Source organism: Vibrio sp. RM-41-2B (assembly GCF_024744415.1).
Classification (GTDB): Bacteria; Pseudomonadota; Gammaproteobacteria; order Enterobacterales; family Vibrionaceae; genus Vibrio; species Vibrio diabolicus.
In genome coordinates this window covers 1-23,975 of sequence record NZ_JAMQWD010000021.1, presented here as the reverse complement: position 1 = coordinate 23,975, position 23,975 = coordinate 1, and the positions used below count along the sequence as shown (strand labels likewise).

Annotated in this window: 24 protein-coding genes; 6 read left to right on the top strand and 18 right to left on the bottom strand. The window is 42.4% G+C overall.

From position 1 onward, the window contains the following. Window positions 1-52: 52 nt before the first annotated feature. Complete coding sequence (locus NB463_RS14765; protein WP_047009847.1) at window positions 53-1,648, bottom strand: bifunctional aspartate transaminase/aspartate 4-decarboxylase; 1,596 nt, start codon at window positions 1,646-1,648, stop codon at window positions 53-55. A gap of 95 nt (window positions 1,649-1,743) precedes the next feature. Next, the gene (aspT, locus tag NB463_RS14760; protein ID WP_042523827.1) at window positions 1,744-3,459 is read right to left on the bottom strand and encodes an aspartate-alanine antiporter; all 1,716 of its coding nucleotides are present in this window, start codon (window positions 3,457-3,459) and stop codon (window positions 1,744-1,746) included. Window positions 3,460-3,885: 426 nt separating this feature from the next. Between aspT and NB463_RS14755 the strand changes: the two genes are divergently transcribed. The 6 genes from NB463_RS14755 to NB463_RS14730 all read left to right on the top strand — a co-directional run bounded on the left by NB463_RS14755 (window position 3,886) and on the right by NB463_RS14730 (window position 12,095). Continuing rightward, window positions 3,886-4,098, top strand: coding sequence for a DUF1656 domain-containing protein (locus tag NB463_RS14755; protein ID WP_258432168.1), 213 nt, complete (start codon window positions 3,886-3,888; stop codon window positions 4,096-4,098). A gap of 10 nt (window positions 4,099-4,108) precedes the next feature. Further along, window positions 4,109-4,969 carry an HlyD family secretion protein gene (locus NB463_RS14750; RefSeq protein ID WP_005435679.1) on the top strand — a complete coding sequence of 287 codons (861 nt, stop codon included), beginning with the start codon at window positions 4,109-4,111 and terminating at the stop codon, window positions 4,967-4,969. A 13-nt stretch (window positions 4,970-4,982) separates the two neighbouring features. Next, window positions 4,983-6,338, top strand: coding sequence for an FUSC family protein (locus NB463_RS14745; protein ID WP_258432167.1), 1,356 nt, complete (start codon window positions 4,983-4,985; stop codon window positions 6,336-6,338). A 301-nt stretch (window positions 6,339-6,639) separates the two neighbouring features. Continuing rightward, window positions 6,640-8,292: a hypothetical protein gene (locus NB463_RS14740; RefSeq protein WP_258432166.1), complete on the top strand. Its 1,653-nt coding sequence runs from the start codon at window positions 6,640-6,642 to the stop codon at window positions 8,290-8,292. A gap of 210 nt (window positions 8,293-8,502) precedes the next feature. Next, window positions 8,503-10,542 (top strand): carboxylesterase family protein, encoded by a 2,040-nt coding sequence (locus NB463_RS14735; protein ID WP_258432165.1) that lies wholly within the window; start codon window positions 8,503-8,505, stop codon window positions 10,540-10,542. Window positions 10,543-10,643: 101 nt separating this feature from the next. Next, on the top strand, window positions 10,644-12,095 hold the full coding sequence (locus NB463_RS14730; protein ID WP_258432164.1) for a phospholipase D family protein: 1,452 nt from the start codon (window positions 10,644-10,646) through the stop codon (window positions 12,093-12,095). A 58-nt stretch (window positions 12,096-12,153) separates the two neighbouring features. Here the strand turns inward: NB463_RS14730 and NB463_RS14725 are convergent, their stop codons facing one another. The 16 genes from NB463_RS14725 to NB463_RS14645 all read right to left on the bottom strand — a co-directional run bounded on the left by NB463_RS14725 (window position 12,154) and on the right by NB463_RS14645 (window position 23,902). Continuing rightward, entirely contained in the window at window positions 12,154-13,860 is a 1,707-nt protein-coding gene (locus NB463_RS14725; RefSeq protein ID WP_258432163.1) for an autotransporter assembly complex protein TamA, read from the bottom strand. Window positions 13,861-14,148: 288 nt separating this feature from the next. Beyond that, window positions 14,149-14,613, bottom strand: a complete 465-nt coding sequence (locus NB463_RS14720; RefSeq protein WP_005377099.1) for a DUF2846 domain-containing protein — start codon at window positions 14,611-14,613, stop codon at window positions 14,149-14,151. Between the two features lie 169 nt (window positions 14,614-14,782). After that, the gene (locus NB463_RS14715; protein WP_258432162.1) at window positions 14,783-15,409 is read right to left on the bottom strand and encodes a LysE family translocator; all 627 of its coding nucleotides are present in this window, start codon (window positions 15,407-15,409) and stop codon (window positions 14,783-14,785) included. Window positions 15,410-15,708: 299 nt separating this feature from the next. Continuing rightward, entirely contained in the window at window positions 15,709-16,062 is a 354-nt protein-coding gene (locus NB463_RS14710; RefSeq protein ID WP_012841750.1) for a DUF1428 domain-containing protein, read from the bottom strand. A 97-nt stretch (window positions 16,063-16,159) separates the two neighbouring features. Beyond that, window positions 16,160-16,765 carry a hypothetical protein gene (locus tag NB463_RS14705; protein WP_258432161.1) on the bottom strand — a complete coding sequence of 202 codons (606 nt, stop codon included), beginning with the start codon at window positions 16,763-16,765 and terminating at the stop codon, window positions 16,160-16,162. Window positions 16,766-16,857: 92 nt separating this feature from the next. Next, window positions 16,858-17,154 carry an antibiotic biosynthesis monooxygenase family protein gene (locus NB463_RS14700; RefSeq protein WP_176320614.1) on the bottom strand — a complete coding sequence of 99 codons (297 nt, stop codon included), beginning with the start codon at window positions 17,152-17,154 and terminating at the stop codon, window positions 16,858-16,860. 143 nt (window positions 17,155-17,297) lie between these two features. Beyond that, window positions 17,298-17,585 carry a putative quinol monooxygenase gene (locus NB463_RS14695; RefSeq protein WP_258432160.1) on the bottom strand — a complete coding sequence of 96 codons (288 nt, stop codon included), beginning with the start codon at window positions 17,583-17,585 and terminating at the stop codon, window positions 17,298-17,300. A gap of 143 nt (window positions 17,586-17,728) precedes the next feature. Next, window positions 17,729-18,370, bottom strand: coding sequence for an alanine--tRNA ligase-related protein (locus tag NB463_RS14690; RefSeq protein WP_182033408.1), 642 nt, complete (start codon window positions 18,368-18,370; stop codon window positions 17,729-17,731). A 142-nt stretch (window positions 18,371-18,512) separates the two neighbouring features. Next, complete coding sequence (locus tag NB463_RS14685; RefSeq protein WP_047009859.1) at window positions 18,513-19,058, bottom strand: GNAT family N-acetyltransferase; 546 nt, start codon at window positions 19,056-19,058, stop codon at window positions 18,513-18,515. A 149-nt stretch (window positions 19,059-19,207) separates the two neighbouring features. Next, window positions 19,208-19,777 (bottom strand): hypothetical protein, encoded by a 570-nt coding sequence (locus NB463_RS14680; protein WP_225462259.1) that lies wholly within the window; start codon window positions 19,775-19,777, stop codon window positions 19,208-19,210. Window positions 19,778-19,912: 135 nt separating this feature from the next. After that, complete coding sequence (locus NB463_RS14675; protein ID WP_041852944.1) at window positions 19,913-20,326, bottom strand: RDD family protein; 414 nt, start codon at window positions 20,324-20,326, stop codon at window positions 19,913-19,915. Between the two features lie 151 nt (window positions 20,327-20,477). Then, window positions 20,478-21,086, bottom strand: coding sequence for a pyridoxamine 5'-phosphate oxidase family protein (locus NB463_RS14670; RefSeq protein WP_258432158.1), 609 nt, complete (start codon window positions 21,084-21,086; stop codon window positions 20,478-20,480). A 147-nt stretch (window positions 21,087-21,233) separates the two neighbouring features. After that, the gene (locus NB463_RS14665) at window positions 21,234-21,635 is read right to left on the bottom strand and encodes a putative signal transducing protein (RefSeq protein WP_258432157.1); all 402 of its coding nucleotides are present in this window, start codon (window positions 21,633-21,635) and stop codon (window positions 21,234-21,236) included. A gap of 104 nt (window positions 21,636-21,739) precedes the next feature. Beyond that, window positions 21,740-22,261, bottom strand: a complete 522-nt coding sequence (locus NB463_RS14660; protein ID WP_017821456.1) for a GNAT family N-acetyltransferase — start codon at window positions 22,259-22,261, stop codon at window positions 21,740-21,742. A 146-nt stretch (window positions 22,262-22,407) separates the two neighbouring features. Next, window positions 22,408-23,004 carry a glutathione S-transferase family protein gene (locus NB463_RS14650; protein WP_047009863.1) on the bottom strand — a complete coding sequence of 199 codons (597 nt, stop codon included), beginning with the start codon at window positions 23,002-23,004 and terminating at the stop codon, window positions 22,408-22,410. A gap of 430 nt (window positions 23,005-23,434) precedes the next feature. Next, the gene (locus NB463_RS14645) at window positions 23,435-23,902 is read right to left on the bottom strand and encodes an Sbal_3080 family lipoprotein (RefSeq protein ID WP_053809708.1); all 468 of its coding nucleotides are present in this window, start codon (window positions 23,900-23,902) and stop codon (window positions 23,435-23,437) included. Between the last annotated feature and the right edge of the window lie 73 nt (window positions 23,903-23,975).

The following is a 23,975-nucleotide window of genomic DNA, read 5'->3' as shown; positions in this document are numbered from 1 at the left end:
GTCGGAATAGCCTCGACAACGCCGAGGCTTATTCTTAATCAGGCTGGATTCATTAGCCTTGGAATTCAGCAAAGTACTCATCCAACACTTTGCGTGTTGCACGTCCGATAAGCTCGTATTCGTGGTGAGTAAGGTTTGCTAACGAAACTCGAACTGATGCGTGCACTACATCAAAGCCTTGGCCTGGAAGTAGGATAACGCCGGTTTCATGTGCAAGGCGGAACAGGAAGTCTTTGCCTTTCTCGCTCGCTTTGAACCATTCAACGAATGCTGGTCCGTACAATTTGCCGCCCAAAGTGTCGAGCTCAAGTAGTGTGTAGTAGTCCACACGATCTTTGTTTTCTTCAATTTCTACACCCATATTTTTGTACAAAGTTTTGTAACGCTCGCGAATGATGCGTTTACATGCTTCTTTGTAGTTTTTCTCTGAGTCCATCAAGCAGTTCAATGAGAACAACGCCATTTGAACTTGTTGAGGAAGAGACAAACCTGCTGTGTGGTTAAGCGCTACGCTGCGGCTGTCTGCTACGATACGGTCAATAAACTTAATCTCACGAGGTTCCGGAGTCAGTGTTTTGTAACGATCGTCCAACTCAAGTTGACGCGCTTCAGGAAGGCTGCGCATTGCATCGTCAAACACGTTGTTGTGTTGAATCGCAATCGAGCCTAGACGCCAGCCTGTTGCACCGAAGTACTTCGAGAACGAGTAAACACAAAGCGTGTTGTATGGCAGTTTCGCGAACAGTGAGACAAAGTCGTCCGCAAATGTGCCGTATACATCGTCAGTCACAATGAACAGGTCGCTGCGTTCGTTGTTTACGAAGTTTGATAGGTTATCCAGAGTTTCGTCCGAGAACTTCACAGACGCTGGGTTTGCTGGGTTCACAACACAAAGCAGTTTGATGTCTGTATCTGCAAGCTTTTCGATTTCAGACATCGGCAGCTGCCATGTTGTCTCATCCAGACGTAGTTCAACGATTTCCAGTTCGTATTCACTCAGTTCTGGAATTTCTAGGTAAGGCGTAAAGATTGGAGTGATTAGTGCAACCTTGTCACCTTTCTTCAATAGACCGTTGTTGAACATAGTTTGGAACGTGTACGTCATAGACGCTGTACCGCCTTCTGTTGCAAACAGATCGAAGTCTGTTGTCATTGGCATCGGGCCGTACATCTCTTCGGCGATGTACTGTTTCACAACTGTTTCGATGTTCGTCAACATGCGTGGTGGCACTGGGTAGTTACATGCAAGGTATGCGTTAACCAGTTCATTCAAGAATGCTTGCTTCTCTAGACCCAAACGGTCTTTTGCGTAGCTCAGCGACTTTTCCAAGAACTGTACGCCTTGGTCTTGTTTATTCTTGCTTGCAAACGTATCGAAGCGCTCAACAATGCCCACACCATCTGGAATGCCACCGAAACCACCATCTAGGTATGAGTAAGTGCGCTCGGCTTCCAATATTGCGAATTCACCCAAACGAATGAACGCTTTACGTGGTAGTGTCGCTAGAAAATTAGGGTTACCACGACCTGCATCTAATAAAGCGCGGTCAGGAACAGTTTGTGCCACTTCAATAAGTTTATCTTTTAATTCAAATGGGCTTAAATCTGCAAATTTTGAAAAATCAATTGTTGTGTTTTGCGTAGTCATAATATTTACCTGAATCTATTATTTAGTAAAATTTGGATAATACTTCCCCTACCGCCTATTTAATTAGGCGATAAGAGTGTTCGAATTTATTTAAATTACATGCCTGCGTTTAAAGTAATAATGCCGACAATAATTGGACCCCATAGGGTAAGCAGTACATTGGCGACTGCATAAGTCACGGTGAATGAGAATACTGGTGTTGCATTACCTGTTTTTTCCATTAAAGCCGCGAATGCTGGGTTCGCACTTCGTCCACCTGTAACACAGCCAAGTGCTTCAACTGGGTTCTTAATCTTCAATACAAAATATGAGAAGAAGAACGAAATAATCTGAGGGATAATCGTTACACCCATGCCAAGGAACAACAGAGACATACCGTGTTCTTTGATGGTGTCGACCGCTTGAGGCCCAGCCTCAAGGCCAACAATGCCCACAAATGCTGCCAAACCGAAATCTCGAATAAAGTTCGCGGCACCCACAGGAAACTGAGCAACATGCGGATTGCGGCTACGCAACCAACCGACGATCAAACCTGAGATCAAACAACCTGCACCAGAACCGATAGTGACGGGAATACCAGCAATCTTAAAACTGATTAGACCAATTAATAGGCCCACCACCATGCCCATACCAAGCACGACTAAGTCAGTCACGTTTGCTGAGCCCATTCGCTGACCAATGTTTTTCTCAACGCGATTGATGTCTTTTGCGGTACCTGTAAGCTGGATGACGTCGTTTTTCTTCACCACAAGATCCGGCGTCATTTCAATTGAGTTGCCTTCACGAATATAGTCTGTCACATAAATACCGCGCATAGAGCCTTGGTTCGAAGCCTCTTTAATCTCTTGCAGCGACTTACCAATCAGTTTGCGGTTGTCTGCGATCAGTTGACGGTTTTCTTCTATAACTTCATAGCCTTCTGGAAGTGCAATCTCGTTGTCAGCCAAACCATCTTGCAACTGATGTACTGCATTACGGCGACCTGTTACAACAATGACATCCCCTTCTTTCAGTGCTGTGAATTTGTCCACGTCTAGCACTTTGCCATCGCGTTGAATCAATTCAATACAAGCAGCCAGAGCGTGTTGGTTTAACTGAGCTAAGGTTTTGCCTGCTAGCCCACCATCTTTGCTCACTTTAAATGCTCGTGTAACCAGCGCTGTGACGGCGTTGAACTCACCCGGCGCTAAATCACGCTTACCATTTGAATTTTTCTCTTCTAGAGCAATCGCTTCTGCTCGGATATCCCACTTCATCAATGTTGGGAATACCCATGTCACCATCAGAATTGGACCAAGCGAACCAAAGATGTACGTAACCGCGTAGCCTACTGCGACGTTGGTCTGCATTAGGTGCTTCGCTTCTTCTGTCACACCACCAAGACGTGCGATCGCATCACCCGCTGTACCGATGATTGCCGATTGAGTCAAACCACCAGCTGCAAGGCCTGCTGCCGTACCTCTGTCTAGATCAAACATCCAAGCTGCTGCTAGTACACAAAGCAGGCCAGAAACCGTCATCACTACAGCGGAAAGTAGAATGTTGATGGTTCTAAAGTTCAATGCTTTGAAGAACTGCGCACCACCTTGATACCCTACTGCGTAAATAAAGAGCGCAAAGAAAATGCTTTTTACTCCGGGATCAATATGAACACCAAATTGCCCAATAATTACACCCATTAATAATGTTCCGGCAACACCGCCAAGAACAAATCGACCAATGGTAATTTTACCTACCATATAACCGAGAGAGAGCGTAATAAAGAGAGCAACAAATGGTGCCATGTCAAAAAGGTTAGAAATAATTTCCATGACAATTTTACTCTTATTAATAAATATAAAACTCAAATAATCTAACGAATAATCTGTCACTCATATTTGTTGGATTATTTAATTTAAAAAGCATCTCGTTTGCTTCGAAGCGAATATTAGGAACAAAAACTCACAACTCGTAATCCCATTTGAAGGATGAAACCATCACTTCGCATATTCAAAAGCAAACATCGATCAATAATTGTCGAAAATTTAATAACTTAGCGTTCTGCAATGAATATCAAATAAATTGGAAAATAAATTTATTTTTATTTTCACTGTCCAAAAAGCTACTTTGTTGCGCTATTCCCTCTATATAGCGCATGACACCTTTCTCTTGATGGATTAGATCCTACAAAAGCGATTATCACTGATGCCATCACTTGCCTTATCTTCCCATTCATCAAGTTAATAGAGAAAAACACCATGAACTCAATGCCACATGAACTTGTGTGGGGCGAAGTTTACTTCCCACCCTTGTTGCCGGTTATTGCATTGGCTTACATGCTCACCATTTTGGTCGGAACCGTTGCTACCAAACTGGGTATCCACAAATACGTTGCATTTCCTGCACTCGCAGAGCTGAGTCTAATTGTGATTTTTACCGGCGTTATTGGTCGATTCATTACCATCTTTTGAGGCAAATCCCGTGATTAAACGTTATCTCATCACATTGCTCCTGCTTTGTGCCGCTGGCAGTGTGATTTTCAGCTATTACCAGTCGTACTCAAGCAGCCCTTGGACACGAGACGGTCAAGTCAGTGCATACATTGTCTCAATCACGCCGCGTGTGACAGGACAAGTTATTAACGTGTATGTCGAAGACAACTCTCAAGTGAAACAAGGCGATTTACTGTTTGAGATCGACCCTAGCATCTACAAAGCGGCATACCACAAAGCATTAGCGACTCAAAAACAAGCGGTCGCTCTGTTAGCAAAAGCAAAAAACGAAGAGCAGCGCGCACTTAAGTTAGAAAAGCGCACACCTGGAGCCGTACCTGTACTGACATTGAACAATCTAAACAATGCGGTAGAAACGGCGGTTGCCAACGTGGAGCTTGCAAAAGCCAATGTAGAGGAAGCAAAACTGAACCTTGATTACACCAAAGTTTATGCTCCAACGAATGGTTACATCACTAATTTGAACTTACGTGTCGGTTCTCAAGTGGTCGCTAACTCTCCGGTCGTAGCCTTAATTGATGAAGACAGCTTCTGGATAGAGGGTTACTTCAAAGAGACAGATCTGGTAGGCGTCAATCCTGAAGACACCGCTTATGTAACCTTGATGATGCACAACGATGTGCAACTAAAAGGTGAAATCAAAAGCATCGGCTACGGTATTGCAAAGCAAGATGGCAGCACAGGCAACGATCTCCTGCCAAACGTCAATCCGAACTTCCAGTGGATTCGTTTGGCTCAACGTATTCCCATCAAAGTAAAACTGGATGAACTGCCAGACGATCTGCAACTTCGTGTGGGTATGACGGCTTCTATCAAAATCATTAAATAATTCGGTGATTGTTATGTTCAACGCCTCTACCAAAGAAGCGATCAAAGCTGCGCTCTCTATCGTTATCGCGATCTGTCTTGCCCTATGGTTTCAATGGGAGAAACCTTACTGGGCGGCAATTGCGGTCGCGGTGATGGCATTGAACGAAAGCTTCGCGCACTCGATAAACAAAGGAAATAACCGATTGCTGGGAACCTTATTGGGCATCGGTTATGCCTTCTTTCTTATCGCGACGTTCTCTCAAGACCGCTTTTTGTTCCTCACCTTCTTCACCTTGTTTTTGGGTGTGTGCATATTTATGTCGAGCGACGAGAAGTACGGCTATGTGTTTACGATCGGTTTTGCGGTGTGCTCAATTGTCGCCTGTATGGGGGGCTTTGATAATCAAGCAACATTTCACTTCGCCGTCCTTCGTATGCAGGAGACGATTCTTGGTGTGATCACCTTCTCGGTTGTGTATCGCTTAGTGTGGCCAGTGAACACGGAACAAAACTTCATTCAGCGTTTTGAGACAAGCCGTGAGGCAATGCTTAACGCCATGAATAACCCTCACCACATTGATATCGAAGCACTGGAAACCAATACGACTAACATTGAGAAACTGTTCCAACTGATCAGCTTGCCGCTCACTGGTAGCTACCATTTAAAAGAACATCGTCAGCTATGGCGTGCGCGTTTAAATGAGATGGCACAAATCCAAGACCGATTGCTAGAACAAGCAGATAAATCGCAAAGTCGTGAGATCGATTGGCCAACGCTAACGCAGCAACTTCAAAGCTTTGATATTAAAAATCCAAGTACGTCGCTCATTGGTCACGTTGCTTATGTCATGCAAAGAGAGAAAAACACGGTTTGGCATCACGAGCATCGAACGTTTATCCAGCATTTGAATGAAGACGGCAGAAAGGTATTGCAAGGTGTATCCATGTTCGTCACTTCTTTGTTGATCTGGATTTATCTGCCCGTACCCGGAGGTTTCATTTTTCCGATGCTAGCAGGCGTGTTTTCTTCAATCGTTCCTACTATGCCACCAAGCATTATTAAAGATGCATTTTTTGGTGTGATAGGCACTGGCACGGTGATTCTATTGCAATACATTTTCCTAATGCCAATGATGACCGAGCTTTGGCAGCTAGGGCTATTCTACTTCATCAACATCATCGTAATTTGGAAAGTCTTTTCCACACCAAAACTGATGGTACACAGAATTCTAGGTATTAACTTATTGGTTGTCTTGACATCAGGAGCGCTCAATTTAACCCCAGCGTATCGAATTGAAACGCCCTTGCTGATGCTGGTAAACATTATGATCATTTTGATGATTGCCAAGTTGTTTACTGATCTGTTTCGTGTTCGCGTTACGGTCTAAGCGTCAGCTCCGTACTTGAAACTAAAGCCCTGCATTGCTTCTGCTCTGCGGGGCTTTTTTTTGTGAGCTAGCCATTATTCCTTCGTACCCCATAAAGCGAGGATAGTATCCATCAAAAGCGATTAACGGAATCTCTCTTCACCTCATAAAATCCTCTCATTGATTTACGAAATGCAATTAAAAACACGGCATTCACAACGTCAATCACAGCAAACACATCTATCTAACTGAACAAGAAGTTCAGTGACACATTAACTGTCTGAGTCTCGAAGGTTTGAGGCTATTCAGAGTGGAAATCGTCATGAGTTTTTTTGAAATACGCGCTAGCAAGACATCTTCTCTTACTGTGCTAGCGAGCGCACTAATGCTTACTACCCCCACTTTTAGCTTCGCCGCAGAAGAGACAACTTACAACGAAGTAATGGAACAAGGTCGCCAGCTCTTCGACAAATACGGTATCAGCCATGATCTACCAAAACTGGCCATCAGTTCTCTAGTACAAGGCGAGCACTTGGTAGAGCATGCTCACCGAACCGTTCAAATCGGCAACGAAGTCCGTGATTCTTCGGTGTTCCTTGTAAAAAACACAGACAGCAAGGGCAATATCGATCTACGCATCAAATACAACCCTGAAGAGTTGGATAAGAACGAAAAAGTACTCGATGAAATCGAAGCCTTCACACGCACAGAATATCGTCTGCGTAATTACGCAGAGAGCTTTGACTCTTCATCGGTACGAGCAAAAGAAGATCAAAACGGCAATGTCATTGTCAGCTTCAACTACTCAAAATACGGGCTTCCACAAGACATCGCCTATTTTCGTTTCTTAAGCGTCGATATCGAACTCGTTAACGGTGAACCAAAACGCATGGTCATCACTAACGACAAGCCGTTCACACACCACAAATACAAGGTGGATACTTACCATCAAGAGATCCGCTTTCAAAAGCTGGATTCTGGCAAACTTGTGATTGCGAGCAAACACACTGAAATTGTTGGCTCAAGCAAAAACAAACCACTGAAAATGGTCAGCACCCTTAAACCTGTTGCCATCTATGAGGATGACATTGGTGTGCAAGTGTTGGATGAGAAGCGCTTGAACGAAGTTTCTGACCCACGCATGCAAGAAGCCAGTGTAAAACTTGATCGTGTCTTCCCGTTAATGGGCGATATGGTGCGTCGACAAGGTATCGATTTACCACTGCCGTTTGGTGTGTCAATGGCTTACCGTAACCAAGATATGAACATCCCATTTAATGACTTCACTATTGATGGCGTGCGTTTAAACGACCTATTTGACCCAGAGGACACTGTCGGGATTGTTAACGCAGAGAGTTTCAGCATTCGTGGTGACGTCAATATCCTGCCTTTTTGGAACGTGTTTGGTTACATCGGCAAAATCAATGTCGATGCTAACGTGGATGCAGGATACACAGGCGAAGGTGGTCAGTACCTAAAAGACAAGCTTAATGATCGTCTACCGGGCTTAGGCGACAAGTTTTGTGATGGTTTGTCTGCTCTATGTAATCGCGGGCGACTGAACGTACCCATTCACCTAGAATACGATTTGCGCGGTGTGGGTACAACACTCTCGGTTGGTTACAAAGAGTTCTTTGCTTCTGTTACTGGCACGTACTCTCAAACACGTTTGAAAGGCTTGGATGATTGGGGGGACGGTATTGTTACCGTTCAACCGATGCTTGGCTATCAGTTGGTAGACTACCGAACCCAGTTCTTTGTCGGAGCTGAATATCAAGGCTTAGACTCTCGTATGGATGGCCGAGTAAAAACCGGTGATATCGAGTTCGATTACGACATCGGTGTAGATCTTAATCAATGGGCGTTTTTGACTGGTTTCAATAAGCAAATCGGCAAAAACTACAACCTGACCTTTCTCTATAACAAAGGGGAAACTCGAGAGTCAGTAACCTTAAATCTTGGTTACCGTTTCTAGCTCTCATAAAGAGCCCGCCCCTAGACGATGGTAGGACTGCATCCTACAAAGGCGATTACTGAAACTGTCGCCGATGTCCTACCATTTGAGCCATCAATACAACAAGCCATCCAACCATTCACGGATTAATGCCAAAGCGTCAGGACGTCGCTTGTTAGATGCCGTTTAACATTTTCGGTGTACGCACCAAATGACTTTTTGGACATAACAATGACTTTACTCAATCGCTCAACTTTAGCCATTACCATCACTCTTGCCTTAGCAGCTTGCAGTGATGACTCTGGTAAACCTAGCGTTCCTAACGGCCCGAAGCCACTACAACCCTTACCACCAGAGCAAATCGCTTTGGAAATTGGCGATGCAGCCATTCAAGCCACTAAAGAGTCCCTTGTCATCACACCTCTTGATGCAGATGAAAAACTGGCAGCGGTTGAGGCGTTCAAAGGTATCCAATTTGCGCAAGCAGACCGCTTTCAGCACAGCAATGTGGCCCCACTTGAAGGCGATGTTGATGCGACTCAGTTCGGTGATGCGTGTCCGCAATTAAAAACAACGACACAAACGCAGTCAGAAAATTGTTTGAACCTAAACATTTGGCGACCAACTGGGACAGAAGCGTACGCAGATTTGCCAGTTTATGTCTTTATTCACGGTGGAGACTTTGAATACGGCGCAGGCTCAGAACCGCTGATTCATGGTGATATGGTGGTTGCACAAGGTGCTGACGATGGTAACCCGTTCATTGCTGTTACTTTTAACTATCGTTTGGGCTTGTTGGGCAGTGTTTGGGTCGATGGTTTGGACAACCCTGAAGGCGGTAACTTTGGTCTAGGCGATCAAAAACACGCGCTTGAATGGGTTCAACAAAACATAGAGGCATTCGGCGGCAATCCGCAAAACGTGACAGTCATGGGTCAAGGTGCGGGTGCCATGTCGGTGGGAATTTTACAGCAATCAAAAGGCGATGCTGCAATCGCAGGTGAGCACTTTCAACGTGCCATCATGCAAAGCAACGCTTACGGCTTTGAATATAAAAGTTACGATGTTGCCAAGAGCCAAAGACCAGAGCAAAGCGTTGAAGATCTGACGTTACTACCACTTGAAGAGGTCATGAAGGTACAGAGCGAGATGCTAGATCCTATTCAACGTCTTAAGAACTGGGTACTGACCGCCGCGAATATTCCGGTTATAAGTCCAACACGCGACAACAGCCCATTAGCTACGTTGATGCCGTTTGCGCCTTACATCGAGCATCGCCCACCAGCGTTTCTAGTGAAAGAAGTACCAGGCTATCACTTTACTGAACAAGCGATTGAGAGTGAATGGATCGTACCGACGGTAATTGGCTCTAACAGCGCAGAAAGCAATACTCTGGGCATGCTGCCGAGCCTGACATTTTTGATCCCAACTATCCTTGATATTTTGAGCCAAGACGCGCCAGAAATCATTGAAAGTAGTGACGAAAACTTAATCGTCGAATACATGGTTGAGTGGCTAGAATCGGAAACGAACTTAAACCGTTTACGCACCGAATATCGTTCATTACTCAGCGATTCAGCTTCAATTGAACTCGATCTTTCTGACTTATTAGAACTGCTACCTAGCACCGCTTATGAGGCGATGACTAAGTTGTTCTTCGGTTTGGGGAACTCCGATTCAACCACGGAGTTACTTGCTCTGGCTGACTTCTTCCCTAACGATGAAAGCGAACTGAATGGCGCGGCCAAAAACATGCAGCAATTCAAAACCACGTTGCATGATTTGCTCTTCACGGGTCCAAACCGTCATAAAGTTTCAACTGAAGAAGCAACAGGAGCGACGCCAAGCTTCTACTACTTTGACTACACACCTGGATTCAACGTATGGACTTACAACACCAAAGGTGAAAATGGCGATCTCGACGTTGGTGATTTACTCAAAAGCATCAGTTGCATTGTGGGCGCTTGTAATGCATCGGAATTACCATTTGTGTTTAATAAAGCATTAAAGCTTGATGGTTCAAGTGTTCGCCCAGGTAGCAAAGACAAAGCAATGATGAACGAGCTCTCTCGTATGTGGTTTAGCGAACGTTTATTTGAAGACTTCCAATACAACAGCGCGACTGATGGAGTATTGCTGATCGATAACGATGGCGGTATTCAATCCACACAAGACTGGGACAATGCTCATCACTCAGGCATCGATCCAAAACTGCGCCAAGGTCGCCTCAACGGTCTCGAGGAACTCGGGCTAATTCTGAGTCACATGTAACGTTATCTTCAGTTACTAAAAACTCGTTACCAAATACCTAAAAGCCAGTTCGCTGGCTTTTTTCATCCTTATTCCTTGAACATAATTAGGAAGGTTTACTCATGTTTCCTAACGCCCTTCGTGCCCTGCTACTCTTTATCTTCGGCGCGCTATTGGTTGGCTGTGCTCAGCCCTACCCTCAAGTTGAACCGGATTTTGAAGCCAATTGGCAAACTACTCAGCATCAAGCCAAAGTTTACTTAATTCCAACCGCTCCAGAAGCCTTTGCGCGTCGCGTTGAACTGGTAAGAAATGCTAAGCAAAGCATCGATATGACTTACTTTTCTTGGGAAAGTGACACGCTTGGTTTGATGCTACTCAATGAACTCAAACAAGCAGCAGATCGAGGCGTGCAAATTCGACTCACTCTCGATGATTTATTGGTTTTTAACGAGAAATGGCTTGCTGATCTCAGCGCTCACGACAACATGCAAATCCGTTTATTCAATCCGTTTGATTCACGTAAGTCAGGTTGGATTGGTCGCACCGTCAACTTCTCTACTCATCAACAACGTTTGGACAATCGTCTGCACGAGAAGTACTTCAACGTCGACCATCAATGGATGATTTTAGGTGGACGTAACATTGGCGACGACTATTTTGGTTACAGCCGAAAAGCCAACTTCTTTGATATGGATGTCTTGTTCAAAGGCAGCATTATTCGAGCGTTCGACCAGAACTACCAACAACTTTGGGACAGCGAGCATGTCACGCCAATAGAAAACATCGTTAACGTTACCCCAAACTATTCCGCGTTTACTAAAGCGCTTAATAAAGGTGAGAAAGACAAAAGCATCATTCTGGCGGAAGTTGAAAAACAAGTTAAGCAACTGACCAGACCCCACTTCATTGCTGCGCAAGTCACCCCCGTTTTCGACTCATTAAACAAGTTAGCAAACAACAAGCCCTACTTTAGAAAACGGGCAGAACACCAAGTTTGGCAACAAATAACCACTGCGTCCAAAGCCGTAATATCAACACCTTACGTGGTACCAAGTGATGGTGAATTTGCCTTTATTGATACCTTGATGGAGCAAAAAGCGGACATCACGTTAATGACGAACTCGTCTGCTTCTAATGATTCTGGCTTTATTCCGGCTTATTACGAGGAGCACCGACAAACCCTGTTGGATAAGGGCGTTCATATACTTGAGTACAAAAATCAAGCGAAAAATGATGACCATTACTTCCATGCGGATACTTATTATCACAACAAGACGGTGATACTCGATGATCGGCTGACTTATATCGGCTCATCAAACTTCGACCCAAGATCGGATTTCCTCAATGTGGAATTTGGTGTGTTGGTCCAAAGCGAAGCTTTTGCAGAACATGTCATGCACTACTTAACTCGACAACAAGATGAACTGTTTTGGCGAGTATCTCGAGATGGACAAGGCCAAACTCAGTGGCAATCAATGAATGAGAACCATACTAAGAATCCAAACTATGGTGGATGGCATAAGGCGCCTAACTGGATATTCAAGAAACTGAATGGTGAGTTCGAACTCTAAACAATCAAGACTTAAAAAGGCTCTCTATCTGCAAGGATGAGGGCCTTTTTAATGCCCGCTAAAACTGCGTGCCTAGCGAAAAGTGAATGCGGAATTGGTCTCCTTGAGGAACATCTAAACCATAAGCAAAGTCCACTTTGACGGGCACGTATTTTGAGTTCCATATCAAACTCAACCCTGTTCCACTTTTCCAATCCACCCTTTCGTTGAAGGCATCACCAACATCATAAAATGCCCCAAGCCACAGTTGGCGGTAGACCTGATATTGATATTCCAACCCAGCAGTAAACATGTAACGAGCACCCGTTAAATCGCCATTTTCATCTCTCGGAGAGATGGATTCATAACCATAACCACGAAGATTGCCATCACCTCCCGCAAAGAAGCGTAATGATGATGGGATATCGCTCAAAGTGTCAGCGACATTAATGCCAACATTGGAACGAAAGTGAAACTTGTGTGTTTCACTAATGTCCCAAGACAGAACACTATTACCCTCAATACGCAGCAAACGAGAATCGGAGAAAAAATTAGGGTCTGAGTATTCCAATGAGTAAACGTGACGGTGCCTTACTTCTAATTGATCGTTCTTGCGATCAAGCAGTGAAAATGTCACCCCCGGTAATAACAACTGCGATTCGTTATTCTCCGACGCTTGTCGATAACTTTCTTGCAAATAACGAACGTGCATGGTGCTTTGCCAATCACTGTCTAACTGCCAGTGTTTTTCAAACGATAAATCATTAGAAAAACTCGATGTGTCTCGATAGTCGACATGCTTAGATTCAAACTGAACCCCGTAGTAATCCGTTAGAACATTTTGGGTGGGAATTTTGTAACCAAGTAATAGTGATTGTTCCGGTTTGGAAGCGTACGCTTGTGCCTCAAAACTGTGTCCACGTGCGTTATACCAAGGCTTGGTCCAGTTTAGCGAAGCGCGTAATCCCAAGTCTGTCGAATACCCACCGCCGACTTGCACAATATTGCGTGAATTCGGCTCTGCGAGCACTTCTATCGGCACCTTATGACCATCGGATATCTCCTCGAAATCCGCTTTCACAATCACACTGCGAAACCAATCAGTACTGGAGAGGTCGGCCTGATATTGACTCAATTTCACAGTGTCAAAATCGTCGCCCCACTCAAATGTTCTCATCGCTTCTATTCGAGCCGTTTCGATACCCGACGTAAGAACAGAGAGCTCTCCAAATTGGTAACGAGAACCACTAGAGAAATGCAGATTCACATGGGCTTGATTCAAACTTGGAATGACTTCCAAAGACGATTCGATAAAACGTCCATCTAAATAACCTTTTTGCTGAGCCAATGAAATCAAGTTTCGTTTTAGCGTATCGTACTCAGAATGAAGCAACGGCTGCCCTTGTTTAAGTTGAGCTTGATTAATTAGTTCGATGAAATCCTGCTCGTTACTGGCCTCCCCCGACACAGCAAGGTTAGATTTTGCCACCAACATCACGTCGCCAGCGTCGACATTGAGCACGATGAGATCATTCTCTTCTCTCTGAACATTGAGCTCGGAATGATAGTAGCCATAAGGGTTTAACGCATTATTAACCATCTGCGTTAGTCGATTTGAGGTAATGTTTGAAATAGAGAGTTTCGTTAGTGGTGTAAGGTGATTTTCAAGATTTTTCTCTAATATTGGCGTTAGTCCTTTGATTTTAAATTGCGCTCCGAGTGCATGATGTAAAGGGATAGAAGCTAAAACTGATATACCTATTATTTGTTTAATGAGAGGAGACACACCGCTACCTAGTTTAGCAATACACTCGACAAGGTTAATGATGGAATGATATATCAGTTAATCGCGTATGTAGGATTGCTCCCTACGAAATCCTCTCGAGAATTAACGTTTCACAAGTAGATTCTTTGAACAATAAGTGGGCTCAAGCTAGGAGGTGGCAAATCATGCGGTCTGAAATAGGTATACTGTTTGCCAAAAATACAAAACCCAACGCTGAATGGATCTCATCAAGCGTTGGGTTACATTGATAATGTGTTTTTTAATCTAAAAAGCGGTCTGTTAGTAAAACTAGATCGAAGAACAGTTTCCTTTTTCTGCCATGTCTACTTTTAGTACTTCTGCTTTACCTTTGCTTTCGTCTACGAGTTCCACGCCCGCACCACCAACAAATACACCCATTTTAATGTATTGATTAACGAAATAATTGCGCCCCTCTTCCGTTAAGATAGTTAAGTGATTTTCAGAAAACTCAGACTCTGTACTTACTTGATGTTCTTTATTGCCTTCGACCTCATGGTAGAAAAACACACCAGGAGCGGTTTCACCAATACATTCTCCATCGACGTAAACATACTTTTTAAGTGCTGCTCCGACAAAAGCATCTTCTCGGTAAATATAAATCCCTGCGTTCCCCTTTTGAGGTGCTTCAAATGATTTCATTTGATTTGATACTGTCGAATCAACAGTAGGTACAGAAGCACAACCTGATAAACCCAAAAGGAATGCGGAACACAGAATTACTTTATTTTTCATGTTATTAACCTAGCTACGATAAAATCGCGCCAACCATACTATAAACAAATACGTTCACTTATTGGTATTTTTGAAATTTGTGATTCAACCTATGCAATAGCACTCATTTAACGTATAGATTGAGCAAACATTAGCCATATAATAATCACGAGAATAAAATGTCCTGTATCTAACGATCACTGAATGCCACTTTACTCGCTAGACTGATAAGTAGAATACCTGAAACACCTTCAAGAGTTCTTGAATAACGCTGAGAGTGTGGACGACTAAATACCCAATTACCCACAGATGCGTACAAAACGTTACATGTCGTCGCAAGTACGCTGAACAGCAAGCCAAGTACTAATAATTGCATTGATGTTGAGCTTGCAGACGTATCAATAAATTGAGGCAGAAACGAGAGGAAGAATAGCGCTACTTTTGGATTCAAGACGCTGACGATAACCCCCTGAACAAACAAATTTTTATTATTATCAACATTTTTGTTTTCAACGATTTTACTTTCTCCACGCCACATTGACAGTAATGACTGAACACCTAAATAAACTAGGTAAGCGGCCCCTAACCATTTAACAACGCTAAAAGCCAAAGATGAACTCAGAATTATTGCTGACAAACCTAAACATGCCGCTAGTGTATGAAAAAAGTAACCAACACCAAGCCCCAGAGCCGCTTTCAGCCCAGTAGATAATTTACCTTTCATTGTATTGGAAACAATATAAATTACATCAGGTCCAGGAATCATGTTGATAGCGAGACAAGCGACAACAAATAGTAATAGTGAGTTTGAATCCATTCTTTTCTCCAGATTAACTTCTTGCGGGATAACATCTCATCGAACTATAAGTAATGAAACGTCTAGGTTTCCGTTGGTTATCAAGGCGTTGACCGTAGTTCATTAACGTGCCTGCCATCGCAGGCCCGGGGCTAGCTATAGCTGATACGACAATCAGTGAATAATTTCATCCCTTCCATTTTTACTCTAAGCCTCCACATGGAGTTTTATCAACGCTTATCGCGGAATAATGTACATCAGAAGCGTAATCCTGATTAACGCGCCAAGTGTCACGAATCAAGCTGGGGCTCTCTGGTATTTTACTGCTCCAAAATAACATCAAATCCACCATAAATGAGACGCTTTCCATCAAAGGGCATTGGGTTATTCTCAGGACTCATTCGAGGATCACCCATGATCCGCTGCCACCCTGAGTCTCTAACTTCTTTTGAAGGCCAGACTACCCATGAAAACACAACGGTTTCGTTGCTTTCAGCTTTAACTGCCATGGGAAATGATGTGATCTCACCGTCTGGTACTTCACTTCCCCACGTCTCAATAACCTTTAATGCCCCAAACTCCCTAAACATTTCTGCTGCAATTTTTGCGTGTGCGATATACTTTTCTTTATTCGCTGTCGGTACTGCAGCGACAAACCCATCAATGTATGACATAAGTAAACTCCTTTCATTGGAGTTATAACCATAGCTCAATAAAAAGTATGCACATGATGCCAAATCATAGAAGCAGGTACGTAATACAGCTTGAGAGCTACATTCCTAGCTTGGACTTTATATGCATATTTGAAAGGTATGTGTTTGGATCAAGCTTGGTTAGCATATTTATAATCTCCAAAACACTCGAATACTCAATACGTTCCTCTTCAGTATGCCCGATCCCACCTATTGTAAAGTGAGTAAAGCGGTAATCACGATAAACGTTTTGCAGCTGGCTAGAAATATCTTTGAGTAATCTTTTACTGAGGGCGAATGCAGGGTATTCACTACTTTCTGAAAGCTCTGCTGTAGAGCCAATAGATACAATATTGCATTTATCGTTAAGTGAACCTAAAGCGTTAAGTTCATTGACTAAATTAAGATACCCAATCGGGCCAACATTCATAAACTCAATCAGTTCGTTTGTTGTCAATGTTGAAGACTCTCCCCACATCGATGCCAAATAAACTATGATGTCAAACTCTACACCTTTGAAGCACGTGTAATCTGGTTTTTTCTCCGGACTAACATCAAGACGAACAGAAGCTACTCCATCCTCAACTAGCTTTGATCTAGAAATAGTATAAGTTTCTGTACCCTGTAAGTTCGTAGTCAAGAACCTTCCTAGACCCTTGCTACCTCCAACAATTAAAATCTGCATAACCCTATTCCTTGGTTAAGGTTGTCTTTCATATTGTCCGCCAAACTGTGCATTAGGCATCACTTTAACGTTTCTATTGCTTGTCTATGACCCTACTTAGTTCTATCTTCAATTTCATCGAATGGTTCAACTGAAATACGCTCTGCAATTTCACTCATCTTCTTCATTTTTTCTGGGTTACTAGTTCCCCAAAACCGCTCCCAGTCTTCACGTGTTCGCCACTTGGCAATAGTTAAAACCTTTTCCGGTACATCGTAAGAACGAAGCATAAAACTACCAAACGCCCCATCTACTGACTGATGAATTGAATCTGTCGTCGAACGCCAGATATTTTGAAACTCATCCATTTTTTCACTTGGCACACGCCATTCATACACAACTCTAAACATAACACTTCCATTAAAATTTCTAGATTTAACACGGCAAAGTATCAAGAACACTAGACCAGGTGAATAGATGAATAAAGCAACATAGTAGAGCGTAGAGCAACCTAAAAAACAAAGCGTAAACGCTCTAAATCACTCCGATTCGATTAGTCATGCACACATTCAAAGATTTCGTATTGACGTTTAACATTGGCTGTTACTTTTCCCCAATGTGAGGCTTGAACTCTTTCCTGATGTTGTTTAAAAGAGGCTTTGTCGACGAACTCCTCATAGACATCAAAACGAAAAGGATTAGTCGGGCTTTGAGTCACAAGAAAAGTAAGGCAGCCCTGCTCTTCTAGCGTGAGCCTTTTGTGAGTTATTAACTCATGTTTTACTAACTCTAAATCCTTTTCCGGAACTAAAATAAAGCCTTTCAATGCTACCTTCGACATATCATCCTCCCGCTCCTATCGTGTAGCGTTTCGTTAAGAAGTAGCCAACACGCCCTCAATCTCAATCATCATATCGCAAATGTGAATCTCACCATGAACTAAAATGCCACGTGTTAGGAATCTATTTCGAATGCCCTATCGACTTACGAGCATAAGGTTATCACAACCCTTTCTTTGCCTTTACCGATGTTCTTGCGTTTTAGTTGAATTTGGCCGACTTCTGATGTGCGCTTTAAATGAGTGCCACCGCAAGGTACTTGCGCAAACCCATCCACTCTCCAATACCTTCTTTCACTCTCTTGATCGGAAAAGTCACTAATAATAACTGAATCAGAGTTAATCAAATCTTGCACATCAGTTTCAATTGCTTTCAATAACGGACCAATACTTTCAGACCACTCGAAATCTATGCGACTCTTATTTTCAGAAATATGCGCGCCTATCTTAACAATGCCTTCCCGACGCTGATAAAACATCTCAAGCACCACTTCAGCCGCAAAGTGTAGCTTCATTAAGGCGTATCTACGCTTCCAATTAATACGCGTAGTTACAGTGTCACCAAGAGCGAAATTTGGAGAGGATTCCAATGTGTAAATAAGTCGAACCCCTAACTTTTGAGCAATCAAAACCGGAATACCATTAATCGTTCCTTTATCACTCTCTTGTCCTCCAGACTCCGCAAAGAAGATAGTCTGGTCCAATTCAACTTTATTTCCGTCTACATTGGTCACTCTTGAGTTAAGTTCTGTTTGGTAGGGATTAACCCAGAATAATTTTTCGCTCATGCTGCTATCCTTGCAGTAAGTCCTGTCCTTGATAGTACATTCAGTGACCACCAAGTCAATTCAAGAAACCTCACCGTCAAGTGTAAGGCTATGTATAGAGCGCTGGCAGGCTATATCTATTAGGTGCTTTTAAGGCTGGATATTAAGCTCTATCCAGAGGTTTAGCTAACAACCCATAAATTGCGGAATCTGATACGACTCCATTAACTTCCCAGCGCTGCCTTAGGAAACCTTCCTTTATAAAACCTAGCCGTTCCAAGACTTTACCTGAAGAAACATTGTCTGGATCTATCTCAGCTTCTATTCGACGTAGATTCAGTGTTTTAAATGCGTGTTCGATTAATGCGTTTCCCGCCTCTAGTACAATGCCTTTACCCCAGAAATTGCGACTAACGCCAAAGCCAATTTCTGCGCGCCTGGACTCTTTCACGTAGTTAAACAGCATTATCTTACCCAGAAGTTGGCCATTACTCTTTAGGAAGATGCCTAGTGTCATTTCTGTATTGCTATTCATAGCCTGTGTACTATTGGTTATAAATGTTAGAGCCTCATCAATTGAACCCCAAGGGCCAGAGTTCCAATATTTCATGACCTCATGGTCTGAGAATATGCCAAACAATTCGCTTGCATTATCTTCAACTAGCTCTCTTAGAATTAATCGTTCCGTTTCAATCTTAGTTACTAACATTTTTTGGCCAGCCTTTTGATTTGTTATTGGTGAATAAAAACCAACTAAAGTGTGATATACGTAATACAAATGCTCTCGTATAACACTTTTTAATAAGCTCAACGCATAGTAAAAGCGCCACTTGTCACGATTATCAATTGAAGCAATTTTTAGGCCTTCAAGTGCTTCAACAAGTAACCTTTGAACGCATCATAGTTTGGAATGAGTTGATCACGAGTCCTAAGTTCGGACTCAAAATAGGCCATATACTTTATTGCTTCATTTGGCGAAGTTTTACTTAGAAGCAAAGGAAGCAGTCGTATACGAGTGGAATAACTGAACACGGGCCAGACTTTTACATCTTCGCTTTTTAAACTCTCGATAACCCGCTTTCTATCTCTTAGTTTTTCTAACTCAATAGGTAGTAACTGTTTTACCATATAAGCGAAAGCTATAGGACTAATTGCGTCGGTATATGAATTACCAGTGATACTGCTCAACATGCGAGAAACACCACCAATACAACGCATTTCTCTAGGTAAGACCTTTTCTATATCTTTGTATTTAACCCCGAAGGAAGGGTTCAAAACAGTAAGCCCAAAGTTTAAGTGAAACCATTCGACATCGACCTTACCCACCTTGCGCTCCCATACTCCTCTAGATTTGATAAACTTGAAACCGCTCGGGGCTAAAACCTTATCAATCTCCAAAATGAAAGCTTCGGAATGCTCTTTATTCATAATTACGTACTGATTCTGATTGCCTAACACCGAATTGAGGTGTGAGCAACGCCACCACCTAAGCGAAGCTGTTCCACCCTGAAAACAAAGCCCGACTTAAACCCAAACCCCCAGCGCTGTCAATTTTTAAACAAGCTAGTGAACTACCACCACTGTTCTCACTAACTTATCACCGAGCCGTTGCCTCTTTTTACCAAGAATGAAAATTGAGTCAATAAAACCGAAGAATGGAGTAATAATATTTCTAAAAAGTGACTGAAAAATATTGCACCTTTTACCCGTTCTTGCACTTATAACTGCAATGCCCAAAAGTTTTTTGCCCACACTTTGACCATTTGGGAAACTATCAGAAAAAAGGTAATACGACACAGCCGCTGTTACTGCTGTAGCGCGAACAAGTTCCTTTTCAATACCGATTTCTAAGCCGCCCCACAAAACGAGTGTAAAAATGCTAAAACTGACAAAAAAGTCGATCATTTGTCCAACACACCTAATTCCCGGACTAGCCAAAACGTAATTTTCTAGAGTAAAGTTTTCTACATTTTTCATTTTAAAATTTGGACTAACAATTGTTTATTTGTGGACTAACGTTATGGGTTGAATAACATCCCCACCAAAACTAATCCATAGTGCCGTACAGCAGGTCAAACCTAAAGAGCCAAGCATTTTTCTCCCTTTTAAACACTTTACTACACTCGCTCTAAAGACTGGATTGGTAATATTTCAACATCTCTTCTTGATTAAGCGCTTTATTTTCTAACTTTTGTTGATCTTTAAAGATTTGAGCTAATGAAGGGAGAATTGAGCGATTGACTTTATAGTAATCAGACCAAAGTTTCCCTCTCATCACCGCTTTCGCACAATGAAAGTACATACTCTCGATGACTATTTTGATAACAACCTTAGGACCTTTACTTCCATCGGGGCAAGCAGATATCAATTTGGAGTCTGTGTGAATACTTGCAATTCCTTTAATACGCAGTACTTCATCAATACCATTTACCATCAATAACAACCCAACTTTGGGGTTACTAATGATATTTTTTAGACTATCTATACGATTATTCCCCGAGCTATCAGGGAGCAACAATGTTGATTCATCTAAAACTTTTACGAAGCCAGGCTCCCCTCCTTTCGGAGAGAGATCGATATAGCCTTGAGTATCGGCGGTACTTAGAACTGCAAAATGGCAATTATTAATTAATGTAATCGCATGAACATCTAGGGCAGGCAACGCTTTATTTTTAGCTCTCGCACTTGGCTCTGCGTAAATCTCTTTTAACTGCTCTATTGTTTTAATTTCACTCATTCAATGTTGTCCCTTCACTATCGTATAATGCTTTCCTTGGAAGTAAGCAGAACTCTGACTTCTGCATAGCCACTCAACCTAACGCAAAGTAAAAAATGCTACGCGTGCAAATTATCTCTTCAACGCTTTGTTATCTAAAGACTTAAATTAAAGCCTTTCACTGAATTCCCCACACTGCTTACACTTGTAACCATGCTTGTAAAAGAACAATGGAAAACCCAGTAAAATAAAGACTAAGAAAGCTGGACGCTTACCTTTTGTAAATGTATATAGCTCTTTACTACCACAGTTAGGGCAAACATCTTTTCCTTCATCAACGGCAAGTTCATTTTCTAATGATTCTGAGAAATCACTGCTAAGTATTTGTTTCGCGTCTTCTGCATCACTTTCGGCCACCATCAGACGAACGCCGCCCATTGCATTTGAATAAAGCCACTGAGTATTCACCGTGTGTTCGTCAGCGATGTGACTTTCTATTCCGACACTATCTAGGCTTGCTCTCGCAATATGAACTTCATGAGGAAAAGAAAACCTTGCTACTACAATCACATATTACTCCTTGTGGGAAAACGCTCTCGTAAGGTATAAGAAACGCTAATTGGAAATGCCACGTGTAGTATTTCTTTTTGAACAATTTATTAGCCCACTACTGACTAATACATATACCCTAACCAATCTATATGACCAACAGCCCAAGTTTTACCGCTGATAGGTTTAACATATAAATCATCTAGTTGCTCTACAGCGACACCGTAATTTTTATGTTCGTGAACTCGCAACCAAGAACTTAGAGAGTTAAGGCGCATATAACCATTAGCCACATAAAAACGCTCCAAATCGGAGACTAAAATGATGAAGTCGACATCTTTAGTGGACGCATACTCGCTGAGTTGAGACAACATTTTTGTACCAATACCTTGTCTTTGAACTGTGCTCTCGACACAAAAGTCACTCACACCTAATACTTTATAAATTTCATCACCAACACGAACAACTCTGTAGTCTAATCCCATGTAACCAACTAACTGATCACCTTCGTAATTCAGAACTCTCATATGCGGGAGTTGCTTATAGTAAGAGCGAGTAACTTGATGTTCAGGAAACGACTGGTTTCTAAGAGCTTCAATTGCATTATGCTGTGCTTTAGATAACTCGATTTCTGGGTAAATATCCATATTTGACCTTTGAGGGCTAATGACCTGTTAAAGGGTGATCAACACAATACCGAAACTCCCGCATACCGCCTTAATCACTGAGCTCAACGCATAGTTAAAATGCCACGCATTGCGAATCTATCTTAAACGCTATGTTATGCGCGTGGTTAATACATACCTACATAACCGTCCAACTTGCGAATTACCCCAATCCAACGCTCGATATTTGGGTAAGTTTCTAGGTTAAAACCACCCTCATCTGCGACATGGGTATAAGCATACAGTGCGATATCAGCAATAGAAATATTATCACCAACTAAGAACTTAGTTTTTGACAGCTGTAGCTCCATGATTTGTAATGCTTTATGGCCGCCTGATTGTAGTGATTTATATTCTTCTAGACGGTGCTCCGGCATACCTTGATACTTCTGAATAAAACGCGCCACTGCAATATAAGGCTCATGTGAGTATTGCTCAAAGAAAAGCCATTCGTACATTTTTGCTTTTTGATAACTGTCCTTAGGTAGATAAGGTGTATCTTCTGCAAAGTACCCCAATATTGCATTGGACTCACAGAGTACTCGACCGTCATCTAAAACGACTGTCGGGATTTTACCATTTGGATTGAGGGCTAAAAATTCTGTTGTTTTAGTCTCGTTATCTAAGATATTAACGTGTTTCCATTGGTGCTCAATGCCAAGGAATGACAATAGTAATTTTACTTTTAAGCAGTTACCTGACTGCAAATCTCCATATACAACCATTACTCTCTCCATGTTTCAATTCGTAAAGCGCATAACGCGCGGTTAAGGCATGAACTACGCTACCACCCAAACTAAACGATTGTGCCTAAAACACGAAACCCAACCTTGAACTGAAAATGCCAAGCGTTGGGAATCACTCTAAAATGCTTTGTTATACAAATAGCTAATTAGGTTCGAAGCGCTCTTTAAAAACTAAGTTCAACGGTTTAATAAATGAGTAAATCCATAAACCAAATGCTGCAAAACACCACATAAACAATGTAAAAAACAGGCTAAATACAGGCCATATTGCAAAAGCTAGAAAAAAGCCAGAGAAACCTGTTACAGGAATATCTTCCCATTTTACAGTCTCTGCTCCAAATATGGGTGCGACACCACAAAACAAAAATGCCACGCCTGCTGAATCATTCTTGAACAGTTTGTTACGTCGCTACATTTCGCCCGATTTAATTTTGAACTGAGCTTCATTAACCGACTGTTTCCCAAACAGTAAATCCATCATTGCGATGATTCTTTTATTGTCATTTCCCCACTTATATGAATTGGCACTATTTGGCGCCTTGAACTCTACTTCGCCAACTTTTTCACTGTTTTTATATGCCTTAACTTGGGCATCTGCAATAAACGTTCTAAAGTCCCAACTCCAGCGCGATACATAAGTCAACGTAAGTTCAGAGCTCTTAGGAAGAGTTCCATCACTTACAACCGTACATTTATGTGCCGTATCCAAACACCATTCTTGTACCGAGTCCAAGAAAACATCTCGTGTGGCGTCATCTTGTACAATAGTAATTTCCTTGCTCTGGTTCTCTTCCGAAATAGCTTCAACTGTATATTTTGGCGCTGCGCACGCCGCCAGTAGAATAGGCAAGCTAAAAATGATTAGTTTCTTGTACATTTTACATCTCTTTTAATAAATCTATAATTGTAAATGAATTTCAAGTGGCTGCATAACGCCGCGTTAAGGAGTG